Raw genomic sequence first — 22232 nt, forward strand, 5'->3', positions numbered from 1 at the left:
GAACAGCAATCCGTGACGGCGACACGGTCTTGCGCTCATCGGCTCCAGACTCGGACGCTCACGACCGCGCCTGCCGCGGCATACGCCGTTTCGGACCGTCCCCAGACGTTGCCAAAGCGAGCATCGCGACTCGAAGGTTGCCGGCGATCGACTGAGGCCAGGTCACTGGGCCGGGCCGTACAGCGCGGCGAGCCGGCGGGCAACGGTGGCCATGGCGGCGCGCAGCTCGACCGGGAGCAGGATCTCGATGTCAGGTCCGAGGGCGAGGAGCTCGCGGAGCGCGGTGTCATAGGAGTCGAAGCGGAACGATCCTTCGATCCAGTCCGGTCGCTCGAGTGCCGGTGTCGGGTGGGGTCGGGGTCGCCACCCTTCGGGCCGGCCGTTGATGAGCGCGTGCTGGAGCGCGGCGGGGGCGAGGCGGACGCGGACGCGGCGGAGCGACCCGCGGGTGGCGTTGAGCCCGGGCGGGACGGCGAGGCCAGGCTGCTGGAAGGTGTCGAGAAGCCGGAAGCCTCCGTTCGGGCCGCGTGACGCGTAGACGGGGACGCCTGCGGCAGAGAGCAAGTCGAGGTCGCGCAACACGGTTCGCATCGAGACCTGGAGCTGATCGGCGAGGGCCGCGGCGGTGTGGCGTCGGCCGTCCTGGAGGAGCAGCACCAGGCGTAGGAGCCGTCCGGCGCGCATCCGGTCACCGCCGTCGTTTCGCAAGAAGTTCGGGATTCATGCCACATGGTGTCATGTATGGCGGCGAGACTGGTCGGGTAGCGCCGCCTGGTGCTGCAGTCGAGCGCAAAGGAGATTGGTCGATGCCTGATCATGTCGAGGGGAACGGCACGGCGGATGATCCGTGGATCCTGGCGACGCCGCCGGGGTCGTCGGAGTTCGACGCGTGGCGGGACGAGACGGCCGATCCGCCGGCGCTACTGATCCGGGTCGGGTCGACGACGCTCGCCTACCAGCTGCGATGCATCGAGGACCTGCATTCGATGCTGGTCGAGCACGGTGACTGGATGCCGCTGGGCAACGCGGACGAGCAGAAGGAAGCCAAGCCTGGCACGGTTGAGGCGTGGGCCCGCTCGGCGGAGAACCCGGTGGGTGGCTGGTACGGGCTGCGCAAGGGCTATCGGGGCCGCTTCGGGAACTACGTGCCGCCGGTGCTCGAGCACCTCGGTCTCGCCGAGGTCGAGCACCAGCCGCGTAACAACCGGATTCGGGCCCGCTGATGGGTGACCGCTTCATTTCCCTTGTTGCCGGACGATCGACGGCCCCGGCCGGACCTCTGTGGGGCTGTTAAGGGACGTCGGGCTACGCCGCCGGCTGGAAATCGCTCATTCCCCGTCTTCAGGGGAGCGAGGCCAAATGCCGTGGCTGGCGTGAGCGATGAGAGCTTTCTTGCTACGGCATACGGCCGACCTGCCCCTCGGACAGCCCTGTCGCGCAAGCGAACCCGTTGAGGGCACACGCTCTAGTCCGGGTTCGGCTTGTCGATCCGGCGAGTGGATGCGGCAACACCTAGCGAGCAGCCGCGCGAGGACACTCTGATCGCGTCAGATCTCTCCCGCTGGCGTGTCATACAGCAGCCGGCGAACAGCCGCGCGGGACGCCAGGAGAGCGATGACGAGCAACGTCACGGGTACGAACCCTCCCAGGATCACAGCATCGCCGAAGACGACGTCGACCAGCTTGAGCACCACAAGCTTGCTGCCGGCGGCGACCGCCCACAAGGCCACGGCGGCTGAGGCCTTTCCGGCCGGAGTGCTCGCTGCGCGGAACATCGTGATGATGCGGCCCTTGAGCAGGAGTACCAGTTCCAGCGCGACCTTGAGGAGACCCGCCGTGAGCAGCGAGAGGGTGAAGCTTTCGCTGATCACCGATGGGAGGTATTCGATCGCGAGGTTCAGGACGACAACGTAGACGAACAGGTCGATGACGTCGGCGGGCCGGGTGCGAATCCACCGGCGCACGGGACGTCGTGGGCGCGGGACGTTCTCCGGTGGGGGCGCTTGTCTGTCCGTCACGGCACGATCTTGGTGCACCTCGAGGTCGCACGGCGACGTTGCGATGAGCGCACCTCTTGACGGCAAGGGCGCGCGACGTGCCATCAGCGGCACAGAAAGGCGTTCGCCTCAGGCTGATGACAGTGCGTTGTGAATGCTTGTCAATCGAAGGCGGCCGCGAGCCCGGCGCTCTCGACGATAAGAGCGGTCAGTCCCGCCCTGCTGAACGTTTCGTGACTCTCGCCAGCAGTCCAAAGGGCCGCCGAGCCTGGGTGAAGCACCTGCGCGACGCCGTCTTCGCCCGATACCTCCGCCTCTCCGCTGACAACGAATAGGCATTGATCGACCACGGCCGGGTGACGTCCAATGATCCCGCCCGGGGCGACCTTGGCGAGGACAACGTGGGCATCGGTCGCCACGGGAACCACGCCGAAGCCGTCGCTACCGAAGCTAGTGATGTTTCGAGCTGTCAGCTCTTCAGTAGTAATCACGCGCACTGGCCCATCCTTGCGGATTGCCATGAGCGCTCGGCCGAAGGTGCATCGGCGGCAGCCGCGGAGCAGGAACTACACGACGCGGTTCGTGCCGCGCGTCAGGCAGGCGACTCCTGGACCGTCACCTGTGCAGCGCTTGACACCACGCGGCAGGCGGCGCAGCAGCGGTTCGGAGACCACTGACCGCGGCAAGACGTGCGCGCGCCCGCGTCCGCCTTCCGGAAACCTGGTGGACGGCCGCAACGGAGGACGAAAACATCGAGATGATGCGAAGGGTCCTCGACCGGTTGTCGCTCGGGCAGGATAAGCACGTGGTCGCCTTCGGCTGGGCAGTGCTGTTCTTGGTGTTCGTCGACGAGCTGCTCGCCTTGGTGGCGTTCGGCGTCTGGGGCTGGCAGCACAACCCGGCCTGGCTGCTGGTCTGGGCACTGCCTGTGGTCGCGATGGCGGTCTGGTACTTGTACGCCTCACCCAAGGCACGGTATGGCGGCCCGGTGGTCCGCCCGGTCACGAAGGTGACCGTGTTCGGGCTCGCGTGTCTCGCGTTGTACGACGCCGGCCACACCGGCTGGGCGATCGCGCTGCTCGTCTACTCAGTGGTGGTCAACGCACTCGCGATGCTGCCGAGCGTCCGACGGCTCGTGAAGGCACCGGTTGGCTGAGCGGTCTTACCCCTTCGGTGCTTGACGTTGGTGCGTCGGCGACCTCCCAGCGAATGAGCGGTTCGCGGCACGAGCGCGCGAGAGCGCGACTATCCGAGCGCACTTCGCATGGGACGCTGAGCGAGTCCCGCGTCATCGCTTTCGGCTCCGTCGAACAGTTGGAGGTCCACCACGATCTGAGCCAACTGCTCGCCCGCATGGCCCAGCCAGATGTTGTATGCACCGTCGCCCTTTCCACACCTGATCACGACGGCATCCCCCATGCGAGCAAACGGCACATCGATCAGACGCGTATACATCGCGCGGGGATCGACCTTCGCCTGCTCCAGGCGAAGCTGCTCCGCCTCTGCCAGGTCGAAGAGCACAATGCTGGCATTGTCGACCGGGATCAGCACCGGATCCCCGTGCTCATCGGCCAGCTGCGTCCACCGTTCGGGGGCCTGATCGCTCACCCCTGGCGGGATCTGCCGCTGCTGACTGGACCGGCCGTGGGGTTGCGCGGCATTGCCGTGAACCGGTGGCGGACGGTCAAGGAGTCAGCGGCGTCTGCGTATTTGAGGTGTGGGACCACCTGTCGCCGCACGAGGGTTTACTCTTACGCGGATTGCGCCCGCCGGGCGCGCAGTGGCGGAGCAGGGGGGGGTCGTGCGGCGTACTCGCATGGTGATGGTGGCCTGCGTCCTCACGTTGGGCGGTCTTGCAGGTGTGCCAGCTGCGGCACCGCAGGCGCACGCTGCCGCTGCAGGCGATGTCGCGGTCATCGGTGAGCGGATTACATCCACGCGGCTCTCTTCATGGATTGACACGTACCCGGCGGGCCCTGTCGCGGGTGTCCCGAAAGCCCAGGTCGACCCGGCTTCCTCGACCGTGACCGTCGCAGTGGACGACGTGATGGGCGGCCCCTCGGCGACCTTGACCATGGCGTGGCCGGCCCGCACCGGCTCGTGGACGCTCGGCGTCACCGGGCCCAACCCGGAGCAGACGGTCAGGCTGACCCGTGGAGCCAGGAGCTGCACGTTTACTTATGGGACTCTGACGGTCTACGTCGCCCAGGCCACTGCGACCGAAGACGTGGCGGCGCTGTCGGTCGACGTGACAGGCTCGTGCCAGCTCTCCCGTGACGGCCAGTATTCCGGCGCCCAGGTCCGGATCGGCGACAACGATCCGAGTCGGGCGGTATCGGTTCCCCGCGCGACGCCGGGCAGCGTCGCGACCGGCGCCCTGACCGGCACGTCTGTCACGCGCCAAGTGACGGTGAGCAACACCGGTGACAAGCCATGGAAGGCCGGAACCGCCGTGGTCGCCTCCGCTTCCACGCCGCCGAAGTTCGCGGTCACGCCGGGCGGAGACCACTGCGCCGGCCTGACCCTGTTGACCGGCCAGGCGTGCACGGTGGAGATCGCCGCCACGGCCGGCAACTACACCATGTACGAGGACCTGATCGTTCCCGGTGACGGCCCGGCGAGCCTCGCCGTTCCGGTGATGCTCGAGGGCTACGACCCGGTGGAGCCGCCGACGCAGGTCACGGCCATCCCGGGTCGACTTTCGGCCACGGTGTCGTGGCAGCCGCCCAGCACGCTGCCAGGTCGCGGCTACCGCGTCTACGACATCACCGGCGGTGGCCGCATCCTTCTGGCCAGCCCATCTGCGTCCGCCACGCAAGCCAACGTGCCCGGCGCCGGTCCGCGCCGGCTGGCCGTCGTGGCAGCCAACGGACGCTACGCCGAGTCGCCCGACGTCGTCGTCGACGTCTCGGCCGTGACCAGCGAGGTCATCGGCAACGACTGGTACGGCCACGCCGTCTCGTTCGCGACCGACTCGGCAGCGCCAGCGGCGCGCCCCCTGACGGTCGAGCGGGTCGATCTGGATGCGTCCCGGACCCGGTGGGTCACAGCGGGCGGCGCCGACGTGCGGGTCTGCCCGGTGGCGACCGAGCAGTGCGTGACGGTACCCGGGACCGGCAACAGCGCCAACCCGGACGCGGACTACACCTCGGACGCGCGGTGGCTGCCCGACGGCACCATCGCGTTCCTACGCGGTTACTCCGAGCAGCTACGCACCCTTTGGGTCGTGCGCGAAGACGGCTCAGGGCTGCGGAAGGTCGCCGACGTGCCGAATCACGCTCAGCTCGCGGCGGCCCCCGACGGGGTTGAGGTGGTGCTGCACAGCTATGAGGGCTTCGGACGCCTCGAACGGCTGCAGCTGTCCAACGGTCACATCACGCCGATCCCGGGAACTGACTCAATCGAGAGCTACACCATCTCCCCTCAGGGATGGCTCGTGGCCCAGAGGCGCGTCGACACCTCCGGTCCGTCCAACAACGGCCCTCGCACATTCATGGTCTCGGGGCTTGACGGATCCGGGGCGCACCCGCTTGCCTTGCCAATAGGTGACAACCGGGCAGCAACGTTCGACCCGACGGGCACGAGGGTGGCGTTCGCTCGGTACACCGGCGACTTCGAGGCGACGATGTGGGTCGCCGCTGCCGACGGTTCCGGCGCCCGACAGCTGTCCACGGCCTCCACCGGGTGGATCGACCCGAGGTGGTCGGTGGGCGACCAGCTCGCCCCGACGGCGAGCGTCACCGTCCCTGCCTACACCACCCGCAGCACCACCCTCGCGATCGGGGCCACCGACGGCGACGACCCGGCCGGGTCCCTGCGCCGGCAGTGCCGCCTGGACACGGCGACGACATGGACCGCGTGCGGATCCACCCTCGCTTTCAGCGCTCTCGCCGCCGGCAGCCACACCCTCAGCGCGCAGGTCACCGACCCCAGCGGCAAGCAGTCGAGTCTGGTCACCAAGAGCTGGATCGTCGACGCCAGCGCACCCACCTCCGCAGTGACGGCACCCGCGTCGGTGCAGACCCGCTCCCCATCGACGTTGACATGGACGGCCGCAGACTCTGGGGGCTCCGGCCTGGCGAGCTACGACGTGCGCTTCCGGCGCGCCTCGCCTTCCGCCGGCTTCGGGGCGTACACCTCCCCCTCGTCCTGGCAGAAGCTGACCTCCAAGTCCCTCACCACCACGCTGAGCCCCGGATACCACTACTGCTTCTCCGTTCGTGCCCGCGACCGCGCCGGTAACGCCGGCGCGTGGAGCGCCGACCGATGCACCTCGATGCCCCTGGACGACCGCGCCCTGAGCGCCTCCACGGGATGGACCCGAGGCAGCTCGACCAGCTACATGTACAACACTTACAGCAAGACCGTGAAGACCAGCGCACAACTGACACGCATCGGTGTGCAGAGCCGACGCCTCGCGCTGGTCGCGACCACATGCTCGACCTGCGGGACCGTTGACGTGTATCACGCCGGCGTCAAGCTCGGCCGTGTGAGCCTCTACTCCTCCACGACCAAGGCGCGACAGGTGCTGTGGCTGCCACTGCAGACAGTGACCCGTACGGGTACCGTCACGATTCGCAGTGTCAGCGCCAAGCAGGTCCTCATCGACGGACTGGCAGTCACGCACTGACCCGCACGCGGCATGGTCGGAAGTGGCCTCGGGCGTTTCCGGCACCTCTGCCTCAACTCTTCCCAGACGGGCCGAAGCCCCGCAGGTGGATGATGGGGTCGTGCCGAGGCCGAGAAACCTCATCTGCATGATCTTCGGGCATTCGTGGAAGCGCGAGCAGCAGGCCCACCACGTCGTGCTGCTCACCTGCAAGCGCTGCGGCTACGTTGACGCCGTGGACAAGGACATGGATATGGGGCCCTGGCTCGGATGACCGTCGAGCAGCAAGGCGGCACGACCGCGCTCGCCGCTGCATTTCCGGATGACGGCACGACCCGGTCGTGATTGTCTCGCTCGATGACTACGAGTCCCTCCGGGAGACCGCCTACCTGATGCGTTCGCCGGCCAACGCCCGACGTCTGCTCGACGCGATGGAGCGCCTCGAGGCCGGTGGCGGCCAGGCCCGCGACCTGATCGACACCGACTGAGGTGGTGCTCGTCTGGGACGAAAACGCCTGGGACGACTGCTTGTGGTGGCAGGAACAGGACCGCAAGGTGCTCAAGAGAATCAACGCCCTGTTGGTCGACATCCAACGCAATGGCAACGAAGGCATCGGCAAGCCCGAGGCGCTCAAACACGACTTCGCCGGATACTGGTCCCGACGAATCACCGACGAACATCGCCTGGTCTACAAGATCGCGGGTGACCAGGTCCGCATCGCCGCCTGCCGATATCACTACGGGTAGACGGTCCCTCTGCGGCATGGGACGGTTTGCCCACCCTGGCCCGGCTCGAACGGGCTGCCACTCTCCGGGGTTGCTGGGCGGGCGGTCGGGTCGATACGACAGGATGGCCGGCATGTTCGATGCCGAGGAAAGCACCAAGGCCCTCCAGGAAGCGGTGCGGGTTCGCGACCGGAAGCACCTGGACGCCGTGGTCAGCGAACGCATGATCTGGGTTGAGCCGGTGTCGGAAATCCGCAGAGGAAAGCGCGAGTGGATCGAGGCGAGTTGCTCGGTGACATGGAATTGGTTCCAGATCGCCATCTCCCGCCAACTGGACCTCGGCGACACGCGTGTCGTGGAATCGTGGATCAGCCTGTCCCGGGAACCCGTTGCCGGTGAAGAGGAGGCGGAACCGGTGATCGGTGCAGGACGGATATTGGATATCTGGGCCATCGAGAACGGCATATGGCGCTTGGTGGCGCGCCACCCACAAGGGGCGAAGGACTGACCGCCATCCCGTGATCCGCTCATCGGCACCACCGGTCTGCGGCAGTTCCGGATGTTGGTGCAGCTGCCCAGCCCGACAAGCGTCCGCTTGCGGAAATCGAGGCCTCGCGTCAACGTGGCGTCACCGTCATGATCACGTTGTCGACGGACCGCGCGCTGAGCGTCGCCAGGCCCGATGGCGCCGTGACGGGCACCGTGACCGTGGCGCGCAGGGCGATTGGAGGTGTCGGCGTCGAGTGTCGCACGGCCGGATGCTGGAGCTCGTTTGCGGTGCCGGCCGGTCGCCCCGACCCTCAAGCGACGGGCTCATACGACTACGGGTTGCGCCCGCCCGCGGGCGAGTCGGTCGACCCTTCTCAACACGGACGGGATGCGGTGTGGCCCTGCCATCCCAGCGACGATGCGGGCGGCTTCTTCGATCTCGATGCCGCCGGCGGCCGTGACGTAGAGGGGCCGCGTGGCGACACCCCTGACGACCTCTATTGCGTGGGTCGCTGTGTGGAAGTGCGTCTTTGCGACACCGATGACGGGAACTCTGAATGCGTCCGCGGCATGCGCACCGAGGCCCGGTCGGCCGTCCGGGTCGAGGGTCGCGTATCCGTCGACGACGAGGAGATCGAGGGGCCTGCTGAGGGTCAAGACCGCCCGGATGCACGGAAGCTCGCGCTCAAAGAGCGCGCCAGGTTTGTACGGCGCTATGTGACCGATGTCGGCGACGTGCTCGGCCACCACTGTCGCAAAGTCGGACCCGCGGCATATGACGAGCGCAGCGGTCGCCCCGCCGACCTCGTTGTAGTGGACATCTACGGCACCCACCCACGCGGACTTGGGCGACAAGGAGGCCATCAGCCCAGTGTGGACGATTCGGTGGGCACCGGCGGGTTGCCCGGGTTCCGCCTCGACCGACAGCGCGACGTGCGGCAACACAGGCGTTCTCCCGCAACGCGGCACAGCAGCCGCGATCGCTGTGCAAGGCGTCTGGTCGGGCGTTCGCCCGTAGAGCGGCATAGTCGGACGAACGTCCTCCGCGCGGCATGAGAGTGGATCTCGGTCATGAGCATTATTCGTTCGGGCCGATCGAAAGGACCCCGCCCCCGTCCGGGCGTCCATTGAGGAGGTTCCAGTTGACCGTCAGGTCGGCCCATTTGGCGGAGCCGCTCGGTCGCGTGCCGTACATGACCCGGTCCCCGAAGTCCGCTGGACCTCCCAGCTTTCCGCTCAAACAACTCAGACTCGAAACCGCGGCGCTGTAGTCCTGGCCGTGCGCGGGCAACAGAACGGTCAGTGAAGCGGCCCTCAGCTCTGAGGCTTCAGGGCGATCGAGATTGCACGCGCTCCGCGCTTCGGCGAGTGAAGCGGCCGCCGTGTTCGCGTCGGGGGACCCGCATGCGGTACACGCCACCGCGAGGAGGCCAGCGGCTCCGGTAAGGAACGTGAGCGGGGTCGCTTTGCGCGCGTGGCCATTGCGGTTGTCCAGCGTCTTCATGGTGTGAGTATCGGGTCAAACACCTCTGCCCGCCCTCTCGGGAACCCGGACAACCGTTTCCGAGAAGCTCTCCCCGGGCTAGCATCACGGGTCGCAACACCCGTCGCGATGATGAGCGGTGACGCTAGGCCCGTCGCTGCTGCGTGGAGCGAGCGGGATCGGCCGGTCAGTACCAGGACGGGCCGTGGTCGCGGTATGGCTCCTCGAGCGCGGCAGCCTCGTCGTCGGTCAGGTCGAGCTCGAGGGCACCGGCGGCTTCGGGCAGGTGATGGGGTTTTGTTGCGCCGACGATCGGCGCGGACACGGCAGGGTTGCGCAGCACCCACGCGAGCGCGATCTGCGCCATCGTCACCCCGCGAGCGCGAGCAAGATCCTCAACGGCGGTCACGACGGGCTCGTCCAACGGCGAGTCGAAGGCCTGCACCACGTGATCGACAGTGGAACGGATGGACTGCTCACCCCACGGTCGGGCCACGCGGCCCTTGCCCTGCGGCGAATAGGGCACCAAGCCGACGCCGCTGTCAGCACACATGGCCATCAGCTCGGGCTCATCCTGGCGGCGCAACAGGTTGTACTGGTTCTGCATGGACACGAAGCGGGTCCAGCCGCCGAGGTCGGCGGCGTGTTGCAGCTTGGCGAACTGCCACGCATACATCGAGGATGCGCCGAGGTAGCGGACCTTTCCGGCCTTGACGATGTCGTGCAGCGCCTCCATGGTCTCCTCGACCGGTGTGTTGGGGTCGAAGCGGTGGATCTGGTACAGGTCGATGTAGTCGGTGCCGAGTCGGGCCAAAGAGGCGTCGATCTGTTCGAGGATGGCCTTGCGGGACAGCCCTGATCCGCCCGGTCCGTCGTGCATCGTGCCGTGCACCTTGGTAGCCAGCACGATGTCCTCGCGGCGCGAGTAGCGCCGGATGGCGCGACCGACGACCTCCTCTGACGTCCCGGCCTGGTAGACGTTCGCGGTGTCCCAGAAGGTGATGCCCAGCTCGATCGCCTGCCGGAAGAACGGCTGGGCGTCGTCGTCGGCCAGCGCCCACTCGTGGGCTCGTTCGGTCGTCGGATCGCCATAGCTCATGCACCCCAGTGCCAGCCGGCTGATCCTCAGGCCAGTGCTACCAAGACGGGTCTGTTCCATACGGTCAGTCTCGTGCATTGCTGCCGGCGCACATCGGCGCGCGCGCACATCGGCACGCGCGCTCATCAGCACGGTCGGACGCTCACGACCGCGCGGGCAGCGGCACGCCGTTTCGCACCCTGTGTGCGACGGATACGGGCGTGGTCCAATTTCTGGTCTCGTTCGCCTCCGTTCATGTGGTGCCATCGGCGTGCGCGGGCGCGGCTCGGGAGCGCGAGGCGAACGCGCGGGAGCCGGCTGAACGTCGAAGCGCAGACCTCGAAAGCGTGTGGCGGTAGCTCAACCGGGCCGATGCCGGGGATCAGGTGGTGGTCAACCGCAATGCGGTAGGCGCAGAGCGTCGTGGGCTTGCGAGTGGGGCCGTCCTGCTGTGTCTCGTGGCGGCCGATGATGCCCTGGCCTTGGCAGGAGCGAAGCGCAGGCCGACGACGGTTTCCCATGTCGGCCAGCTGCAGACCCGTCAGCCTGCGTCGGTGCGCGCGCCGGGATCCTGCGTGTGATCGACGACGTCGCGCAGCTGCGAGCGTGACGCGACCCCGAGCTTGGGGAAGGCGCGATAGAGATGGACGCCGACCGTGCGCGGCGACATGTAGAGAAGACCGGCAATCTCTCTGTTGGTTCGTCCGGCCGCGGCCAGGCGCACGACCTCACGCTCCTGTGCCGTCAGCCGGAGCCAGCCCTCGTCGGCATCCAATCGCACCTCTCTGAGCCCGGCGGCCCGAAGCTCGGCGCGGGCCCGGTCAGCCCAGGCGCGCGCCCCCAGCCGCCGCAAGACGTCGTATGCCGCATGCAGCTGAGTCCGGGCCTCGCTGATGCGGCGTTGTCGCCGCAGCGCGGCACCATAGTCGAGACGGGTCAGGGCCAGCTCGAACGGCCACGACTCGGCCGGCCGCCCGATCGCCATGCGAAAGAGCGTGTCGGCGCGCTCGGGATCCGGCTCGAGCAGGGCATCCGCGCGCGCGAGCCGCGCGACGTTGCGTGGTCCCGCCCCGAGCAGCACCCCACGAGCGTGCTCGAGGATTGGCGTCAGCTCAGCGGCCCGTCCCTGCCGCACAGCGGCCGCGGCAAGCTCACCCAAGCCTCGGTAGGACACCCGCTGGTGGCGTGCCCGGCCGTCCGGCCGGAATGCCCCCCGAAGCTGCTCGAACTCCTCCTCGGCATCGCCCTCCGCGAACGCCAGATAGGCCCGAGACAGGCGAACGCTCATCTCCAGGGCTATGTCCTCGCCGATCTCGACCCCTTGAAGCGCCGTGTCGAGCAACCCTCGCGCACGGTCGATGTCGCCGCGGACAGAGGCCACCCGTCCCTGCAGCTCAAAGGCGACCTGACCGTCGAAATACAGGAACCGTGCCTCGGCGAGGTCTGCCAGCCAGCGCGCCAACCGGTCCATCTCGTCGAACGCTCCCAGGTCCCAATGCACTTCGGCGAATCCGAGAAGGGTCTGTGGAAGCTGCTCGGTGTGGGTGCGGCCCATGAGCTCGACCGCCCTCGTATACCGCTCCCGAGCAACCGCCGACTCGTCGAGCAGCAGGGCCGTCCCGCCGAGCATCAACGCCTGGGTCGCGGCCGCACCGATGCTCACGGCAGGGTCGATCGCCGCAGTCTCACGGACCAGCCGGTGCAGCTCCGGCGGACGCTGCATGGAATGCGCGCCGACCCGGATCCAGGCGCGGTCCGCCCGGGCGACGGCGTCGAAGGGGGCCGGCAGCTCGGCGGATGCACGTTCGAGGCGCGCGAGCCAGTGGTCGACGACCTCCGAGCCCTCGTCCGTCCGGTAGACCAGCATGGCGAGGCTCGTGAGCGACGCCCAGGCCACGTCGTCGACGTTGAGCGGCTCCAGCTCGGGCATCACCTCGACGAGGGCGGTGCGGGCAGCTGTCTGCCGCGCGGTGTGTGCCACGGCATATGCGGCGTAGTGCCCGGCTCGCGCTCGAATCATGGGGTCGGGCGAGGTCGACCGCAAGTGGGCGGCCAATGCCAAGAGCTGGTCGGGCGGACCGATCGGCACCATGATCCTGATGGCCTCGAGCAGTCGGCTCTCACGGTCCTCCCGCCTCGCGCTCAGCTCTGCGGCCCGGATCGCGGCCCGCGCGGCCTCGGGGTGCGCGCCGCGGTCCCGCGCTCGAACCGCCGACTCCATGAGCCGAGCGGCCACTCGCTCGTCAGGCCCGAGACATGCCTGCCCCTCGTGCCAGATCGCACGGTCGTCGTCATCGTGACTTCGAGCCAACAACCGGTGCGCGGCGACGCGCTCTTCGGCGGTGGCCGTTGAGTAGACGACGGAGCCGACCAAGGGATGCCGGAAGGTCGCGCGGCGTCCGACCGTCCGCAATACGCCCCGCCGTTCGGCGGCGGCGAGCGCTTCCAATGCGGTCTGCTCGCCGACGGACCGCGCGAGCACGCCGAGGTCGTCACCACCCGCAGCCACCAGCAGGAGCACGTCACGAGTGGTGCGCGGAAGCGCCTGGAGGTCAGTCGCGAAGACCTCTTCGACGCGGGCCGGAACGACGGACTCGTCCGCGGCTGCCAGGACCGGACTCCGCGCCCTGGCAGCCGTCCGGCCCAGCTCGAGCAACGCCAGAGGGTTGCCCGCGCCTCGCGCCACGACCGTGACGCGCTGTGCTCCGGTGAGTTTCAGTCCGCTCCGCCGCAGCAGCATCGCGGACTCGTCCGCGTCGAGCGGCGGCAGTGGCAGGCGGGGCACGGACTCGAACCCGGCGGGCGGGCGTTCGCCACGGGCTGCCACGAGTAGTCGCACAGGCTCGCCCTCGAGCCGTGCGGCGATGAACCCGAGCACGGCCCGCGACGTCGGATCCAGCCAGTGCAGGTCATCGACCACCATGAGCAGCGGCGTGGCGCGACCTAACGTCCGGAGATGGTCGAGCACGCCCAGCCGGAGACGGAGCGGGTCATCCGCCAGCGCGAGCAGGCCCAGGACGGGTGGCCCCAGCAGGGTGGTGAGTGCCGCGTACGGGAGATCCTGCTCCGACGGCCTCCCGGCCGTGCGCAGGACCTGCATGCCGGCGGACTCTGCCTCGTGGGCCAGGACGTCGAGAATCGCCGTCTTGCCGGCGCCGGGGATACCAAGGAGCACCGCGGCGGCGCTCTCGTCGGCAATCAGCCGGCGCAGGCTCTCGAGCACCGAGTCGCGCCCGATCAGTCCGGAGGAGCTCGCCGGCCGGGCAGCCGGTCTCCTCGTGTCCTCACCCTGGTCGCTCATCCGGCCTCCCGACGAGACGTGAAGGCACTGGTGCCCGACGACGAGCGCCAGCCTCGCCCCACCGACAGACCCTGCGGGTAAGTCGTTCGACTGATGCCACCCGGTCCTGAGGTGCATAGCGTCCCATAGCGTCGGTTGTGGGCGCATCAGCCCGCGACAGCCCGCCCGCCTACACGCAGCGGAGGTGGACGCCGTGGGGGTGACCTACCTGGACGCGTCTGCGCTGCCGCCTACAGAGCGCGCAGGTCACGTACGTGAGGCCATCTGGAGCTCCGTGGCCCGGGTCGACATCAGCCATCATCCCGACCCGGCCCAGATTCGTGCCGCCGGGACCATCACCCGGCTGGGGCGCCTCACCATCTGCTCGATCAGCTCCAACGTCACCTCAGCGACCCGCACCTCACGCCTGGTCCGCGACGGCGCGGCATACCTCATCGTCGCAATGCCCTTGTCCGGCTCGATCCGGGTGGCTCAGGCGGGCCGCGAGGCCGCTGTCCGCCCGCGCGACATGGTCGTCTACGACACCACTGAGCCGTACACCATCACCATCGAGAACGCGGTGCGCGGCCACTGGTTCCGGCTTCCGCTGGACTCGCTGGCGCTTCCCGAGAGTGTCATCCGGGACGTATCGGCGCGCCGGCTGAGCAGCGACCGGCCACTCGTCGACGTCGTCTCGAGCTACCTGCACCGGCTGGCCGGGTCCGCGGTCTCCTTGGACCGGCAGCGCCTGGAGCAGGTCGCCCAGCCGACTGCGGAACTGGTCCGCGCGCTCGTCCGCGCCCAGGCTCTCGGCGCCGACACCGGACACGAGGCACTGGAGAGCTCCCTCGCGACACGGATCCTCGAGTACGCACGAGACCACTTGTCGGAGCCCAACCTGCGCGCAGCGGTCATAGCGAAGGCGCAGCACATCTCGGTCCGTCACCTTTACGCAGTGCTGGCCGCGTCCGATGTCTCACTCGGCGACTGGATCAGGGAGAACCGGCTCGAGGAGATCCGGCGGGAGCTGGTCAACCCGGCATCGAACCACCGCACCATCGAGGCCATCGCCCGACGCTGGGGATACGGCGACGCCACCCACTTCGGACGCTCGTTCAAACAGGCTTACGGCATCACCCCGAGCGACTGGCGCCGCGCCGGTCAGGACGCCTGACCTCCGCTGGGCCGAGCCCCTTCGGCGCGCGCGAAACGCAGGGTCCTGCGTACGATCCGCAGAGTTGCAACCGCTGAACCTCCCTAACGTCGAACGCGTCCGCGAGTCGCGGGCCACCCGCGTTTGGACATCACCACCCATCGAGGGAGAGACACGATGGCACTCGCAGCAGAGCTCGCGAAACTCAGCGAGCAGTCGAAGAGGTTCGAGGACACGGTCGCCAACCTGTGCGACCGCAACGACGCGAACGCTACGGAGCGCACGGAGGCGTTGCGCACCTCGGTCGACCAGGCCAGGGCGAGGGTGGCCGCCAGGGCCGACGAGCAGCATGACCAGGTCGAGGCCGGCTGGGCCAGGCTGCACCAGTCGGTCTCCGACGGGTTCGACTCGCTGCGCACGGACGCCGCCGAGCGACACGCCCAACACCAGGTCGGCCGCGCAGCACGAGTGGCCGACATCGCCGAGTTCGACGCGGAGGACGCCGTCGACTTCGCCATCTTCGCCCTCGAGCAGGCCGAGTACTACGTGCTGGCCGCATCACAGGCACGACTGGACGCCGACGCTACTGCTGCGGCCGACCAGCCGTGAGCGCACTCACGAACGAAAGCCATATCTCCCCGCCCAGAAAGGAAACTCGAATGAACACCACCAAGCGCATGACGTCCGCAGCAACACTGCTCGCGGGCGCCCTTGTCGCGGCTGCTGTGCTGGTCGGTAGCGGGTCGGCCTATGCCGTCGTTGCCACCGACCGGCCGGTGTCGCACACCGCGGCGGTCAAGCCGACGATCGTGCTGGTCCACGGCGCCTTCGCCGACTCCTCCAGCTGGAGCAGCGAGATTCCCGAGCTGCAGCAGCAGGGCTACCAGGTCCTTGCGGTCGCCAACCCGCTGCGCGGGGTCGCCTCCGATTCGGCCTATCTGCAAAGCGTCCTGCAGACGATCCAGGGCCCGATCGTGCTCGTGGGTCACTCCTACGCCGGCTTCCTGATCAGCCAGGCCGCGGCCGAGAACCCGAACGTCAAGACCCTGGTCTATGTCGCGGCATACATCCCGCTCGCGGGCGAGAGCCCGGCCGACCTGACCTACCGCGACCCGGGTTCGGAGCTGACCGGCACGAATCTGGTGGCCCGGCCCGAACCCACCGGCACCGACCTCTACGTCAACCCCGCGACCTACGGGCAGGTGTATGCCGGCGGCCTCCCCAAGAGTGAGATCGCCACTGCCGCAGTCCTGCAGCGGCCGATCGCCGCTTCCGCGCTGTCCGACGACGCCACCGTGAACCCGCCGGCCTCGGTGCCCAAGTGGGAGATCGTGGCGCTGCAGGACAACGCGATCCCCACCACGACGCAGTTCTTCATGGCCGACCGCGTCGGCGCGCAGGTCGTGACGGCCCGGTCCGGCCACGACGTGCCGGCCGCGCAGCCGGACCTCGTCACCAACACGATTCTGAAGGCAGCCCGATCGGTCAACTGAGCTGACGAACCACACACCACGTTGAGAGGGGAACGAGATGTCACTGTCAGAGCAGCTGAGCCGGCTGTCGGCCCGCACCCAGGAGCTTGAGCGGCGCGCGTCCGCCGCGCGCAGCAAGGCACACGCCGAGCTGCAGGGGGACGTCAAGGCGGCCCGCGAGGTCTCCCGAGCCAGCGCCGAGGCCCTTCGCAAGTCCGCGGAGGCGGACGCCGCGGAGGTCTCGGCGTGGTGGACCGAGGTGGGTCGGTCCTGGGACCGGCACGTCACCCGGATGCGTGAACGGGTGGACCAGCAGAGGGCCCGGCACGACCTGTCGGCGGCCCAGCGCGATGCCGAGGAGGCCGAGGAGTACGCCTCGTACCTGCTGGACTACGTGGACGCGGCCGTGCAGGAGGCCGAGTATGCCGTGCTCGATGCGGCCCTGGCCCGCCAGGAGTACGACCAGCTCGCCGCCACCCAGCCCGGCCAGTCCGGCCACGCCACCCAGCCCGGCCAGCCCGGCCAGCCCGGCCAGCCCGGCCAGTCCGGCCACGCCACCCAGTCGGGCCAGGGGGTGGACCGCTGATGATGGTCACCAGCCCCGTTGACGCGGTGCGCCGGCTGAGCCGGGCCCAGGTCGCCGCGATGAGCCGGGCGTGGTGGGTGCTGCTGGTGACCGGCATCGTGAGCGTGTTGGCCGGTGCGGTGATCTTCTTCATCAGCTGGACCGTGCAGGACCTGGTCGTGTTCGTGGGGACCCTGCTGATCGTGCGCGGGCTGCTGACGATGCTCAGCATCCCCATCGACGGCTCGGTCCGGACCTGGTCCATCGTGCTGGGCGTGATCGAGGTCTTCGTCGGGGTCGGGGTGTTCGTGTGGCCGGGCCCGGCGCTGCTGGTGGTCGCGTTCTCGATCGGGTGGCTGCTGGTGTTCCGCGGCACGATGGCGATCATCGGGGCGGTGATGGGCCGGGCGGTGATGCCGTACTGGGGCCTGGTCCTGGTCGCCGGCATCATCGAGGTGCTCGTGGCCCTGTACCTGCTGAGCCGCCCGGAGGTGACGCTGCTGGCTCTGGTGTTCGCGGTCGGGTTCACCGCGATGCTGTACGGCCTGCTGGAGATCGTGGCGGCCTTCGAGGTCAAGAAGCTTCCCGAACGCGTCGACCAGCTCACCGGCGAGCACCCCGGACCCGACCACAACACGCTCGAAGCCGTCGGCTGAGCACGTACCGGGAGCGACAGAGAGGGAGTGCGATGTCGGATCGGACCGTTGGCATCTACTTCGCGTGGAGCCGTCCCGCGGAGACGGCCGCGCCGCTGGAGGTCATCGAGGACCGCTTTCCCGCTCTCTTCGAGAGCCGAAGGTTCTTGTTTCCACACCTGGCCGAGTTCTCGGACCCCGAGCGCTTCGACCAGGGGGTAGGTGGGTTCATCGACGAGGTGCTGAGCCAGAACTTCGTCGAGTTCGCCGCGAGCGCGGCGGCTGCCAGGGGACGTCCAGTCGTCGAGGTCGAGCGCGTGACCCGAGAGGGCGTGGCCACCGGGCTTGACGAGCTGCCGCTCGACGAGCTCGACACCCTGGTCATCATCAGCTTCGACTCCGACCGCACCGACCAGGTGGCCAGCGCGTCGGAGGTCGCAGCGCTGCGCGGATTCCTTTCCGTCCCGGGCAACGTCGCGTTCGGCGGGCTGCACCACGAGGTCGGTGTGGGCGACGATGCGGATGGCGACCGACGAATGGCCGTTCAGGTCGCCGAGCACGAACATCACGGTGATCGCACTCTGCCACCACGGCAGGGATTCGGACGCTACGGCCGCTCCCTCCTTGCCGGGCTGGATGTTCCGGTGGACAACCGGTTCGGGCTCCGGCCGGCGGTCGAGCCGGACGGCTCGCCCGCTGCGATCCTGCCGGAGCTGGATCGCGACCGGCTCGGGCTGCTGGCAGGCGTGCCTCATTTCAACCTGCATCCGCACCTGCCGCACATCGAGCGCCACGGCTCCGCCGTGACGGGTATGGAGGTGCTCGCTCGGCAACGGGTGGATCCGGATGCTCCGCCACATCCCGAGGCCGCGGATGTTTTTGATGCACTGTTGCAGTCACGGCCGGGTCTGTTTGCGGGTGACCTGCTCGTCGGCGATGCCACCCTGTTCAGCGCAACCAACGGTGGTGCCGAAAGCCTGCGGCGCTTGTGGCGGAACCTCCTCGATCGCCAGGTCAGCTGACTCGCGGCTCGCGGGCTGTCTGACGCCTCTCCGCCCGAGCGGCCCGGCGTTTGGGCCTGGCGCTAGCGCCTGGCGATGGTGCTGGTGTCCTGGTCGTGCGATCGTGGGTCGATGGCAGACCAGTGGCCGAGTTGTCGGGATGGCGGGCCGAACGAGGTGGTCGGCCGATGACCTACGTCTGGACCGGCGTCTGCGTGCTGCTCGTGGTCGGCATCGGTCTGGTCGTCTGGGGTTCTCTGTCAGGGCCGGGACGGTCCGGCCGCGACGTCTCGGCGCGGCGGACCAAGGAGTCGCAGGTCGGAGCCTTGCTGGTGGTCGTATCGCTGGGCGCTTTGGTGATCGCCTATCTCACGGCCCGTTGGCCCTAGGCCGTGGTCTCGCTGACGCAGGGCGGCGTCCAGGGCCCCACGCGTGTGCCCGCGCGGCGGCATACTTCCATGACCCAGATCGAGAGGACGGCCCGATGAGAACGCTGCACGTCGGGCTCCGGGTTGCGGATCTGGAGCGTTCGCTCGCGTTCTACATCGCCCTTGGCTACACCGTGGTTGGGACCGTGCCCCAGACGGAGCTCGGAAGCCTGACGATGCTCAAGCTCCCGGGTGACGAGTTCGTGGCCCTCGAGCTCGTCCATAGTCCCGACATCGGCCCGATCCATCCTCAGGGGCTCAGCCACCTCGTCATCAAAGTCAAGTCCATGACCGCCGCCGTTGCTGATCTCGCCGCCAAGGGAGTCACTGCCGAACCGCCCAGCTCGCCCGATGGCTCGCAGGACTTCTGGACGTCCTGGGTCACCGACCCCGACGGCTATCGCATCGAGCTGGTGCAATGGCCCGCAGGTCACGCCGACGGCATGAGCGAACTCGACTTTCCCGGATAGGCGCCGCCACGCAGCGCGGACGAGGGGGTCGCCCGGCATACGCGGCCCTGATCGGGTGTGGGTCTCGAGCGTCACGCTCTAGCGTGGGTGAATGGCTGACATCTCTGCCGGCGCCACGGGGCGGACGGTGATGACATCCGACGGGCGCTCCCTCGATGTGCTCGACTCGGGCGGAGACGGGCTGGCGCTTCTCTACCACTCCGGGACACCCGGGGGTGCGGTGCCCTGGCCCGCCGGGATCGAGGCCGCGCGGAGGTTGGGACTGCGCTGGGTGACCTACTGCCGCCCGGGCTACGGATCGAGCACGCCGAAGCCGGGACGAACCGTTGCGGACGCTGTGAAGGACAGCGCCACGGTCCTCGACGCCCTGGGGATCGGCGACTTCGTGTCCCTGGGCTGGTCGGGAGGCGGACCCCACGCCCTCGCCTGCGCGGCGCTGTTGCCGGATCGGTGCCTGGGGGTTGCGACCATCGCCGGCGCGGCTCCCTCCGACGAACCCGATCTGGACTTCCTCGCCGGGATGGCTGAGGACAACGTCGAGGAGTTCACCCTGGCGTCGCGGGGACGCGAGGTGCTCGTCCCGGCCATCGAGGAGATGGCGCGGGCCTATCGCAGCGTCACCGGGGAGCAGATCGTCGAGGCGCTGGGCGGCCTGCTCAGCGAGCCCGACCTTGCGGCCCTCACGGGACCACTCGCCGACTACATCGCGGCCATGGCGCGTGAGGCGGTCAGGGTCGGCGTCGACGGCTGGGTCGAGGACGACCTCGCCTTCTGCGAGCCGTGGGCCTTCGACCTGGCCTCGATCACGGTGCCGGTGGCCGTCTGGCAGGGCAGTGAGGACCTCATGGTGCCGTCGAGCCACGGTGAGTGGCTGGCCGCGCACGTGCCGGGCGCCCGGCCGCACCTGCTCCACGGAGTGGGCCACATCTCGTTGGTGGCCAGGCTGGACGAGGTGCTCGAGGATCTCGTCCAGCACCGACGGCGTTAGCGGCCCGACTCGTCGGCGGGCTCGTCGACGGTCAGCACGATAAGCGGGCTGTGGCGGAGCATGTCCGCCACATCCGTGCGGCGCCAGCGCCTGGCGGCCGCCTCGATGAAGGGTCGGCGTTCCTCAGGGTCAGTGATGACTCGCGCGGTCGCCGGCACGTCGACGACGACCGTCTTCTTCAGGTGAATCACGACGTGGGGATCAGCGTCGATGTTGTAGATCCAGTCACGGGTACGGTCGGCCCGGGGCATCCCGGTGATGAACAGCTGGTCGTCGTCGTGGTGCAGGAAGATCTCGATGCGCCGATGTTGACCGGTCCGTCGGCCGGTCGTCGTCAGATCGATGATCTGACTGTGGTTCAAGGCAGCCCGGGTAGCTTCACTCATTGAGGGGGCGGGGTCCATGGCGCGATCCTCTCGACTGAACCGACCCGGTCCACCCTACGGCGAGCGGCGGGCTGTGCGCCCGGATGCAGCGAGAAGTCCATGGTCCAGGCGCCCGGGGCGCGTGCATGTCTCGGTCGCGCCGCCTCGCGTCCGGTCCGCCACCATCGGTGGGCTAGTGCTTGAGGACGGGTAGCGCAGGTGGGTCACGCCGACGCCCGAGGCGAAGTACCAGTCGAACACCTCCGTCACGTCGTCGTCAGAGCCGGCGACGTAGCCGTCGAGCGACATGGACATGATGGCGACAACCTCAGACATGGCGATGGTTCCTTTCTGAACGGTCGGACCTGGCGACGAGAGTTCTCACCTGGGCAACGAACAGGGCTGCCCCGAACGGACATCTGTCACGCGGCTGAATTCTCCGTGGAACTCGACCGCGCACGGCCACGGGTTCGTGGCGTCTCAGCGTTCGATCCAGGCGTCAGCCGTTCAGGCGCACTGCTTCGCGAACCAGCGCCTTCACAGCGGCCTCCGGCAGCCGTCCACCCTCATGGAAGTCGATGGCGCGGACGCTCTTGCTGTCGAGGCGCGAGTTGAAGAGCTTCTTCGGGTCCTTCAGCTGGGCTCCCTTCGGGAACGTCAACCGCACGGCATTCTTGAGCATCTCGCCGATGCAGACAATGCCGTCGACCGACCACACCGGCACCCCCTCCGGCCTCGAGGGCTTCCTCCACTTCACGTCCTCGGTGATGGCCGGGTCGGCGGCCAGAACTACCTCACGGACGTGTGACAGCAGCTCGCCTCTCCAGTCGTCGGCCTTGCTGATGATGGCATCGACTTCCTCAGCAGTACGTCCCACCACATGAACCCCGTTCCTTTCGTGTCGCTAGCGCATGGCTTCAGTTGTATCGCTCGACGGTCGACAGCGACTCGCGCCTTCAGCGTTCCAGCGCCTCCACGCGGAAGCGACCGGACTCCTCGACGACGAGCACGCCCTCGCCCTTGCCCAACGGATGGACGAGGTATGCCGTGAGCCCGAGGACCGCTGCCTCGTTCGTCGGGCTGTGGCCGGCAACGAGGGCCCGCTCGCCGTCCTCGAGCCGGTCGACGACGCGTCGCAGGGCCGCCCCGAGCAGCATGGACTCCTTCTCGACGAGGTCAGGGTCGATCGTGCGCATCGCTTCGAGGTCAGCACCCTTGCCGGCCGCTTTGGCGACCTCGCGCCAGCGGTCCTCCACCGCCGACCGCAGGCTTGGGTCCTCGGTGATCGGCACGCCGTCCTGTCCGGCGGCCCGGCGCAGGATCTCGAGCATCTCGGTGCAGCGGGCTGCGCCCGTGGAGACATATGCGGCATACGGCGGGTGAAGGCGCTGGCTGATCCTCTCGGCGTCGCGAACACCCTGTGCTGTCAGGTGATCCCCGTCATTGTCGGTGTGTCGGAGCAGTTCGACATAGCGCATGGTCCCAGTCTGCTC

At 68.5% G+C, this 22232-nt stretch carries 29 protein-coding genes; 16 read left to right on the forward strand and 13 right to left on the reverse strand.

Annotated elements, in window-relative coordinates; translation table 11 throughout:
• Positions 1–162: 162 nt before the first annotated feature.
• Positions 163–684: a WYL domain-containing transcriptional regulator gene (locus ACYVLP_RS07785; RefSeq protein WP_460626772.1), complete on the reverse strand. Its 522-nt coding sequence runs from the start codon at positions 682–684 to the stop codon at positions 163–165.
• A 122-nt stretch (positions 685–806) separates the two neighbouring features.
• Between ACYVLP_RS07785 and ACYVLP_RS07790 the strand changes: the two genes are divergently transcribed.
• On the forward strand, positions 807–1223 hold the full coding sequence (locus ACYVLP_RS07790; RefSeq protein WP_460626773.1) for a DUF6855 family protein: 417 nt from the start codon (positions 807–809) through the stop codon (positions 1221–1223).
• A 324-nt stretch (positions 1224–1547) separates the two neighbouring features.
• Here ACYVLP_RS07790 and ACYVLP_RS07795 read toward each other — a convergent pair whose 3' ends face one another.
• Both ACYVLP_RS07795 and ACYVLP_RS07800 read right to left on the reverse strand, forming a co-directional pair.
• On the reverse strand, positions 1548–2018 hold the full coding sequence (locus ACYVLP_RS07795; RefSeq protein ID WP_460626774.1) for a hypothetical protein: 471 nt from the start codon (positions 2016–2018) through the stop codon (positions 1548–1550).
• A 140-nt stretch (positions 2019–2158) separates the two neighbouring features.
• Entirely contained in the window at positions 2159–2518 is a 360-nt protein-coding gene (locus tag ACYVLP_RS07800; RefSeq protein ID WP_460626775.1) for a cupin domain-containing protein, read from the reverse strand.
• A gap of 236 nt (positions 2519–2754) precedes the next feature.
• On the opposite strand from ACYVLP_RS07800, the gene ACYVLP_RS07805 reads away from it, so the two are divergent.
• Positions 2755–3153, forward strand: a complete 399-nt coding sequence (locus tag ACYVLP_RS07805) for a YrdB family protein (protein WP_460626776.1) — start codon at positions 2755–2757, stop codon at positions 3151–3153.
• Positions 3154–3242: 89 nt separating this feature from the next.
• On the opposite strand, the gene ACYVLP_RS07810 is transcribed toward ACYVLP_RS07805, so the two are convergent.
• The gene (locus tag ACYVLP_RS07810) at positions 3243–3605 is read right to left on the reverse strand and encodes a hypothetical protein (RefSeq protein ID WP_460626777.1); all 363 of its coding nucleotides are present in this window, start codon (positions 3603–3605) and stop codon (positions 3243–3245) included.
• Positions 3606–4020: 415 nt separating this feature from the next.
• On the opposite strand from ACYVLP_RS07810, the gene ACYVLP_RS07815 reads away from it, so the two are divergent.
• From ACYVLP_RS07815 to ACYVLP_RS07835, 5 genes are all read left to right on the forward strand, one after another.
• Positions 4021–6627, forward strand: coding sequence for a hypothetical protein (locus ACYVLP_RS07815; RefSeq protein WP_460626778.1), 2607 nt, complete (start codon positions 4021–4023; stop codon positions 6625–6627).
• Positions 6628–6727: 100 nt separating this feature from the next.
• The gene (locus ACYVLP_RS07820) at positions 6728–6880 is read left to right on the forward strand and encodes a DUF1660 family phage protein (protein ID WP_460626779.1); all 153 of its coding nucleotides are present in this window, start codon (positions 6728–6730) and stop codon (positions 6878–6880) included.
• Between the two features lie 67 nt (positions 6881–6947).
• Positions 6948–7094 (forward strand): type II toxin-antitoxin system Phd/YefM family antitoxin, encoded by a 147-nt coding sequence (locus tag ACYVLP_RS07825; protein ID WP_460626780.1) that lies wholly within the window; start codon positions 6948–6950, stop codon positions 7092–7094.
• Position 7095: 1 nt separating this feature from the next.
• On the forward strand, positions 7096–7353 hold the full coding sequence (locus ACYVLP_RS07830; RefSeq protein WP_460626781.1) for a Txe/YoeB family addiction module toxin: 258 nt from the start codon (positions 7096–7098) through the stop codon (positions 7351–7353).
• Between the two features lie 112 nt (positions 7354–7465).
• A complete protein-coding gene (locus tag ACYVLP_RS07835) occupies positions 7466–7840 on the forward strand; it encodes a DUF4440 domain-containing protein (RefSeq protein ID WP_460626782.1) in 375 nt (124 codons plus the stop codon).
• Between the two features lie 109 nt (positions 7841–7949).
• Here the strand turns inward: ACYVLP_RS07835 and ACYVLP_RS07840 are convergent, their stop codons facing one another.
• From ACYVLP_RS07840 to ACYVLP_RS07860, 5 genes are all read right to left on the reverse strand, one after another.
• Positions 7950–8084 (reverse strand): hypothetical protein, encoded by a 135-nt coding sequence (locus tag ACYVLP_RS07840; RefSeq protein ID WP_460626783.1) that lies wholly within the window; start codon positions 8082–8084, stop codon positions 7950–7952.
• 61 nt (positions 8085–8145) lie between these two features.
• The gene (locus ACYVLP_RS07845) at positions 8146–8685 is read right to left on the reverse strand and encodes an endonuclease V (RefSeq protein WP_460626784.1); all 540 of its coding nucleotides are present in this window, start codon (positions 8683–8685) and stop codon (positions 8146–8148) included.
• Between the two features lie 214 nt (positions 8686–8899).
• On the reverse strand, positions 8900–9325 hold the full coding sequence (locus ACYVLP_RS07850; RefSeq protein WP_460626785.1) for a hypothetical protein: 426 nt from the start codon (positions 9323–9325) through the stop codon (positions 8900–8902).
• A gap of 166 nt (positions 9326–9491) precedes the next feature.
• A complete protein-coding gene (locus ACYVLP_RS07855) occupies positions 9492–10463 on the reverse strand; it encodes an aldo/keto reductase (RefSeq protein WP_460626786.1) in 972 nt (323 codons plus the stop codon).
• Between the two features lie 460 nt (positions 10464–10923).
• Positions 10924–13683 carry a helix-turn-helix transcriptional regulator gene (locus ACYVLP_RS07860; RefSeq protein WP_460626787.1) on the reverse strand — a complete coding sequence of 920 codons (2760 nt, stop codon included), beginning with the start codon at positions 13681–13683 and terminating at the stop codon, positions 10924–10926.
• A 193-nt stretch (positions 13684–13876) separates the two neighbouring features.
• On the opposite strand from ACYVLP_RS07860, the gene ACYVLP_RS07865 reads away from it, so the two are divergent.
• The 9 genes from ACYVLP_RS07865 to ACYVLP_RS07905 all read left to right on the forward strand — a co-directional run bounded on the left by ACYVLP_RS07865 (position 13877) and on the right by ACYVLP_RS07905 (position 20374).
• Entirely contained in the window at positions 13877–14836 is a 960-nt protein-coding gene (locus ACYVLP_RS07865) for a helix-turn-helix domain-containing protein (protein WP_460626788.1), read from the forward strand.
• 156 nt (positions 14837–14992) lie between these two features.
• Positions 14993–15424: a hypothetical protein gene (locus ACYVLP_RS07870; RefSeq protein WP_460626789.1), complete on the forward strand. Its 432-nt coding sequence runs from the start codon at positions 14993–14995 to the stop codon at positions 15422–15424.
• Between the two features lie 50 nt (positions 15425–15474).
• Positions 15475–16308, forward strand: a complete 834-nt coding sequence (locus tag ACYVLP_RS07875; RefSeq protein ID WP_460626790.1) for an alpha/beta fold hydrolase — start codon at positions 15475–15477, stop codon at positions 16306–16308.
• 37 nt (positions 16309–16345) lie between these two features.
• Positions 16346–16873 carry a hypothetical protein gene (locus ACYVLP_RS07880; RefSeq protein ID WP_460626791.1) on the forward strand — a complete coding sequence of 176 codons (528 nt, stop codon included), beginning with the start codon at positions 16346–16348 and terminating at the stop codon, positions 16871–16873.
• A complete protein-coding gene (locus ACYVLP_RS07885) occupies positions 16873–17508 on the forward strand; it encodes an HdeD family acid-resistance protein (RefSeq protein WP_460626792.1) in 636 nt (211 codons plus the stop codon). Before ACYVLP_RS07880 ends, ACYVLP_RS07885 begins: the two co-directional genes overlap by 1 nt.
• A gap of 218 nt (positions 17509–17726) precedes the next feature.
• Positions 17727–18509, forward strand: a complete 783-nt coding sequence (locus ACYVLP_RS07890; protein ID WP_460626793.1) for a hypothetical protein — start codon at positions 17727–17729, stop codon at positions 18507–18509.
• Positions 18510–18676: 167 nt separating this feature from the next.
• Positions 18677–18877 carry a hypothetical protein gene (locus ACYVLP_RS07895; RefSeq protein ID WP_460626794.1) on the forward strand — a complete coding sequence of 67 codons (201 nt, stop codon included), beginning with the start codon at positions 18677–18679 and terminating at the stop codon, positions 18875–18877.
• Between the two features lie 95 nt (positions 18878–18972).
• Entirely contained in the window at positions 18973–19386 is a 414-nt protein-coding gene (locus ACYVLP_RS07900; RefSeq protein WP_460626795.1) for a VOC family protein, read from the forward strand.
• Between the two features lie 91 nt (positions 19387–19477).
• Positions 19478–20374 (forward strand): alpha/beta fold hydrolase, encoded by an 897-nt coding sequence (locus tag ACYVLP_RS07905; protein WP_460626796.1) that lies wholly within the window; start codon positions 19478–19480, stop codon positions 20372–20374.
• On the opposite strand, the gene ACYVLP_RS07910 is transcribed toward ACYVLP_RS07905, so the two are convergent.
• The 4 genes from ACYVLP_RS07910 to ACYVLP_RS07925 all read right to left on the reverse strand — a co-directional run bounded on the left by ACYVLP_RS07910 (position 20371) and on the right by ACYVLP_RS07925 (position 22217).
• Positions 20371–20778 (reverse strand): nitroreductase family deazaflavin-dependent oxidoreductase, encoded by a 408-nt coding sequence (locus tag ACYVLP_RS07910; protein WP_460626797.1) that lies wholly within the window; start codon positions 20776–20778, stop codon positions 20371–20373. The genes ACYVLP_RS07905 and ACYVLP_RS07910 overlap by 4 nt on opposite strands.
• 36 nt (positions 20779–20814) lie before the next feature.
• A complete protein-coding gene (locus ACYVLP_RS07915) occupies positions 20815–21075 on the reverse strand; it encodes a hypothetical protein (protein WP_460626798.1) in 261 nt (86 codons plus the stop codon).
• 163 nt (positions 21076–21238) lie between these two features.
• Positions 21239–21616: a DUF1801 domain-containing protein gene (locus ACYVLP_RS07920; protein WP_460626799.1), complete on the reverse strand. Its 378-nt coding sequence runs from the start codon at positions 21614–21616 to the stop codon at positions 21239–21241.
• A gap of 79 nt (positions 21617–21695) precedes the next feature.
• Positions 21696–22217, reverse strand: coding sequence for a histidine phosphatase family protein (locus tag ACYVLP_RS07925; RefSeq protein ID WP_460626800.1), 522 nt, complete (start codon positions 22215–22217; stop codon positions 21696–21698).
• Between the last annotated feature and the right edge of the window lie 15 nt (positions 22218–22232).

The organism is Intrasporangium mesophilum (assembly GCF_054783095.1).